We start from the raw sequence: 5,568 nt of genomic DNA on the forward strand, positions 1-5,568 counted from the left end.
GTTGAGGGTGTTTGAATAATGAGCTGGCGATGACTTACTCTCACATGGGAAACCCCACACTACCATCAGCGCTAAGAGGTTTCACTTCTGAGTTCGGGAAGGGATCAGGTGGTTCACTCTTGCTATGGTCGCCAGCACAACTGGTATGGATACTTGCATTGGTCTTATTGGTTGCCGATGCTTTTTCCAAATCTTTACAGATGGGCTGATTGAGTCTTACTTTATTTTGTTCATTTTAGCTAAGCGTATAACTAAATCAAGTTGCTTTGCATATTAATGAATCGATTGATGCTTTATATACAACTGCTTGGGTGTTGTATAGTCAAGCCTCACGAGCAATTAGTATTGGTCAGCTTCACATATCACTATGCTTCCACATCCAACCTATCAACGTCCTAGTCTCGAACGGCTCTTTAGAGGACATAAAGTCCTAGGGAAATCTTATCTTGAGGTAGGCTTCCCGCTTAGATGCTTTCAGCGGTTATCCCTTCCGAACATAGCTACCCGGCGATGCGACTGGCGTCACAACCGGTACACCAGAGGTTCGTCCACTCTGGTCCTCTCGTACTAGGAGCAGATCCTCTCAAATTTCCAGCGCCCACGGTAGATAGGGACCGAACTGTCTCACGACGTTCTAAACCCAGCTCGCGTACCTCTTTAAATGGCGAACAGCCATACCCTTGGGACCTGCTTCAGCCCCAGGATGAGATGAGCCGACATCGAGGTGCCAAACACCGCCGTCGATATGAACTCTTGGGCGGTATCAGCCTGTTATCCCCAGAGTACCTTTTATCCGTTGAGCGATGGCCCTTCCATACAGAACCACCGGATCACTAAGACCTACTTTCGTACCTGCTCGACTTGTGGGTCTCGCAGTTAAGCGCGCTTTTGCCTTTATACTCTACGCGTGATTTCCGACCACGCTGAGCGCACCTTCGTACTCCTCCGTTACTCTTTAGGAGGAGACCGCCCCAGTCAAACTACCCACCAGACATGGTCCTCGCCCCGGATTACGGGGCAGAGTTAGAACCTCAACATTACCAGGGTGGTATTTCAAGGACGGCTCCATTGGAACTAGCGTTCCAACTTCAAAGCCTCCCACCTATCCTACACAAGTAAGGTCAAAGTTCAATGTCAAGCTGCAGTAAAGGTTCACGGGGTCTTTCCGTCTAGCCGCGGGTACACTGCATCTTCACAGCGATTTCGATTTCACTGAGCCTCTGCTGGAGACAGCGCCGCCATCATTATGCCATTCGTGCAGGTCGGAACTTACCCGACAAGGAATTTCGCTACCTTAGGACCGTTATAGTTACGGCCGCCGTTTACTGGGGCTTCGATCAAGAGCTTCGCTTACGCTAACCCCATCAATTAACCTTCCAGCACCGGGCAGGCATCACACCCTATACGTCCACTTTCGTGTTTGCAGAGTGCTATGTTTTTAATAAACAGTTGCAGCGGCCTGGTTTCTGTGGCTGTCATCAGCTCAGGAAGCAAGTTCCATCACCAACAACAGCGTACCTTCTCCCGAAGTTACGGTACCATTTTGCCTAGTTCCTTCAGCAGAGTTCTCTCAAGCGCCTTGGTCTACTCGACCTGACCACCTGTGTCGGTTTAGGGTACGATTCCTGTGTAACTGAAGCTTAGAGACTTTTCCTGGAAGCATGGTATCAGCCACTTCGCTGTACAAGTACAGCTTGCTATCAGATCTCAGCATAGAGCACCCCGGATTTGCCTAAGATGCATGCCTACTTCCTTTCACCTGGACAACCAACGCCAGGCTGACTTAACCTTCTCCGTCCTCTCATCGCATTACACAGAAGTATTGGAATATTAACCAATTTCCCATCGACTACGCCTTTCGGCCTCGCCTTAGGGGTCGACTCACCCAGCCCCGATTAACGTTGGACTGGAACCCTTGGTCTTTCGGCGAACGGGTTTTTCACCCGTTTTGTCGTTACTCACGTCAGCATTCGCACTTCTGATACCTCCAGCATACTTCTCAATACACCTTCATCGGCTTACAGAACGCTCCCCTACCACTTGACTTAAAAGTCAAATCCGCAGCTTCGGCACATAGTTTTAGCCCCGTTACATCTTCCGCGCAGGCCGACTCGACTAGTGAGCTATTACGCTTTCTTTAAAGGGTGGCTGCTTCTAAGCCAACCTCCTAGCTGTCTATGCCTTCCCACATCGTTTCCCACTTAACTATGATTTTGGGGCCTTAGCTGGCGGTCTGGATTGTTTTCCTCTTGACTACGGACGTTAGCACCCGCAGTCTGTCTCCCGGATAGTACTCATAGGTATTCGGAGTTTGCATCGGTTTGGTAAGTCGGGATGACCCCCTAGCCGAAACAGTGCTCTACCCCCTATGGTATTCGTCCGAGGCGCTACCTAAATAGCTTTCGGGGAGAACCAGCTATCACCAGGCTTGATTAGCCTTTCACCCCTATCCACAAGTCATCCCCTGGCTTTTCAACGACAGTGGGTTCGGTCCTCCAGTTAGTGTTACCCAACCTTCAACCTGCTCATGGATAGATCGCCTGGTTTCGGGTCTATACCCAGCAACTAAACGCCCTATTAAGACTCGATTTCTCTACGGCTCCCCTATACGGTTAACCTCGCTACTGAATATAAGTCGCTGACCCATTATACAAAAGGTACGCAGTCACCGAACAAGTCGGCTCCCACTGCTTGTATGCATGCGGTTTCAGGATCTATTTCACTCCCCTCACAGGGGTTCTTTTCGCCTTTCCCTCACGGTACTGGTTCACTATCGGTCAGTCAGGAGTATTTAGCCTTGGAGGATGGTCCCCCCATATTCAGACAAGGTTTCACGTGCCTCGCCCTACTCGTCATCATTATGTGTGCCCTTTCGTGTACGGGAATATCACCCTCTACGTTCGCACTTCCCAGAGCGTTCCACTAAAACACACATAACTTAATGGGCTGATCCCCGTTCGCTCGCCGCTACTAAGGGAATCTCAATTGATTTCTTTTCCTAAGGGTACTGAGATGTTTCACTTCCCCTCGTTCGCCTTGCAACACTATGTATTCATGTTGCAATACCTACCTTAAAGTAGGTGGGTTCCCCCATTCAGAAATCTCCGGATCAAAGGATATTTGCCGCCTCCCCGGAGCTTATCGCAGGCTATTACGTCTTTCATCGCCTCTGACTGCCAAGGCATCCACCACATGCACTTAATTACTTGACTATACAACCCCAAACAGTCGTTATTACCTACAAGGAGTAATAAGACATGATTAATGATTTCTCATCAATCTCTTACAGTTTGAAGTACTGTGTATTTAAACACTGTACAGCTTCAATCTAATTCATATACCAAAACGCTTGATTCAGTTAATTTGCTAGTTCTCAATTAACTCCAAGATCAGAATTACTTCTTCTCTTTTCATTATTGAGTGAACAATTTATTTCAGACTCAATTTTGCCAATCTGTTAATGAATAAACATGCCTTCGTCAGGTCATGCTTAATACCGTGATACTTAAATCACAGAAGTTAATAAACTAAGATCTTACAACCTCTATTTACTAATTTCTGTAATCCGAACTTCTCTTAAGTTCTGGTGGAGACTAGGAGAGTCGAACTCCTGACCTCCTGCGTGCAAAGCAGGCGCTCTACCAACTAAGCTAAGTCCCCAGCTTACATCATCAGTTATGTATCTTCTTTTCTATAACTTCAACCAGTCAAAGTCATGGTGGGTCTGACAAGACTTGAACTTGTGACCCCACGCTTATCAAGCGTGTGCTCTAACCAACTGAGCTACAGACCCTCAGATACATCTATGAAGAACAACTTGTTGTGGATTCTTACCAATCGTCAATCTTTCGTTAAGGAGGTGATCCAGCCGCAGGTTCCCCTACGGCTACCTTGTTACGACTTCACCCCAGTCATCGGCCACACCGTGGTAAGCGTCCTCCTTGCGGTTAGACTACCTACTTCTGGTGCAACAAACTCCCATGGTGTGACGGGCGGTGTGTACAAGGCCCGGGAACGTATTCACCGCGGCATTCTGATCCGCGATTACTAGCGATTCCGACTTCATGGAGTCGAGTTGCAGACTCCAATCCGGACTACGATCGGCTTTTTGAGATTAGCATCCTATCGCTAGGTAGCAACCCTTTGTACCGACCATTGTAGCACGTGTGTAGCCCTGGCCGTAAGGGCCATGATGACTTGACGTCGTCCCCGCCTTCCTCCAGTTTGTCACTGGCAGTATCCTTAAAGTTCCCGACATTACTCGCTGGCAAATAAGGAAAAGGGTTGCGCTCGTTGCGGGACTTAACCCAACATCTCACGACACGAGCTGACGACAGCCATGCAGCACCTGTATGTAAGTTCCCGAAGGCACCAATCCATCTCTGGAAAGTTCTTACTATGTCAAGGCCAGGTAAGGTTCTTCGCGTTGCATCGAATTAAACCACATGCTCCACCGCTTGTGCGGGCCCCCGTCAATTCATTTGAGTTTTAGTCTTGCGACCGTACTCCCCAGGCGGTCTACTTATCGCGTTAGCTGCGCCACTAAAGCCTCAAAGGCCCCAACGGCTAGTAGACATCGTTTACGGCATGGACTACCAGGGTATCTAATCCTGTTTGCTCCCCATGCTTTCGCACCTCAGCGTCAGTGTTAGGCCAGATGGCTGCCTTCGCCATCGGTATTCCTCCAGATCTCTACGCATTTCACCGCTACACCTGGAATTCTACCATCCTCTCCCACACTCTAGCTAACCAGTATCGAATGCAATTCCCAAGTTAAGCTCGGGGATTTCACATTTGACTTAATTAGCCGCCTACGCGCGCTTTACGCCCAGTAAATCCGATTAACGCTTGCACCCTCTGTATTACCGCGGCTGCTGGCACAGAGTTAGCCGGTGCTTATTCTGCGAGTAACGTCCACTATCTGAAGGTATTAACTTCAGTAGCCTCCTCCTCGCTTAAAGTGCTTTACAACCATAAGGCCTTCTTCACACACGCGGCATGGCTGGATCAGGCTTGCGCCCATTGTCCAATATTCCCCACTGCTGCCTCCCGTAGGAGTCTGGGCCGTGTCTCAGTCCCAGTGTGGCGGATCATCCTCTCAGACCCGCTACAGATCGTCGCCTTGGTAGGCCTTTACCCCACCAACTAGCTAATCCGACTTAGGCTCATCTATTAGCGCAAGGTCCGAAGATCCCCTGCTTTCTCCCGTAGGACGTATGCGGTATTAGCATTCCTTTCGAAATGTTGTCCCCCACTAATAGGCAGATTCCTAAGCATTACTCACCCGTCCGCCGCTAAGTGATAGTGCAAGCACCATCACTCCGCTCGACTTGCATGTGTTAAGCCTGCCGCCAGCGTTCAATCTGAGCCATGATCAAACTCTTCAGTTAAAAATCATTTTGCACCTTATTAAAGACAAGGTGCCAATTCTGGCTCATCAATTTTCTGACTTAAATTTCGCTCAAATAAACTTCGAGTAATTTAAACCAATCAATCAATGATAATATTTCGATTAATCAATCAGTAAAAATCCACACAAGTTGTTCTTCATAATCTCTTAATGATCTT

2 tRNA genes and 3 rRNA genes are annotated in these 5,568 nt (G+C 48.4%); all 5 read right to left on the reverse strand.

Annotated elements, in window-relative coordinates:
• Window positions 1-21 precede the first annotated feature (21 nt).
• Window positions 22-136: ribosomal RNA gene (gene rrf / locus BMW38_RS19195) — 5S ribosomal RNA — on the reverse strand.
• Between the two features lie 182 nt (window positions 137-318).
• Window positions 319-3,212 (reverse strand): 23S ribosomal RNA (locus BMW38_RS19200).
• A 372-nt stretch (window positions 3,213-3,584) separates the two neighbouring features.
• Window positions 3,585-3,660: transfer RNA gene (locus tag BMW38_RS19205), tRNA-Ala, on the reverse strand.
• A gap of 56 nt (window positions 3,661-3,716) precedes the next feature.
• A tRNA-Ile gene (locus BMW38_RS19210) sits at window positions 3,717-3,793 on the reverse strand.
• A gap of 59 nt (window positions 3,794-3,852) precedes the next feature.
• Window positions 3,853-5,390 (reverse strand): 16S ribosomal RNA (locus tag BMW38_RS19215).
• Together the 16S, 23S and 5S rRNA genes with 2 tRNA genes alongside form the textbook arrangement of a ribosomal RNA operon.
• Between the last annotated feature and the right edge of the window lie 178 nt (window positions 5,391-5,568).

It is taken from the genome of Acinetobacter sp. yr461 (genome assembly GCF_900110445.1).
GTDB classification, from domain to species: domain Bacteria; phylum Pseudomonadota; class Gammaproteobacteria; order Pseudomonadales; family Moraxellaceae; genus Acinetobacter; species Acinetobacter calcoaceticus.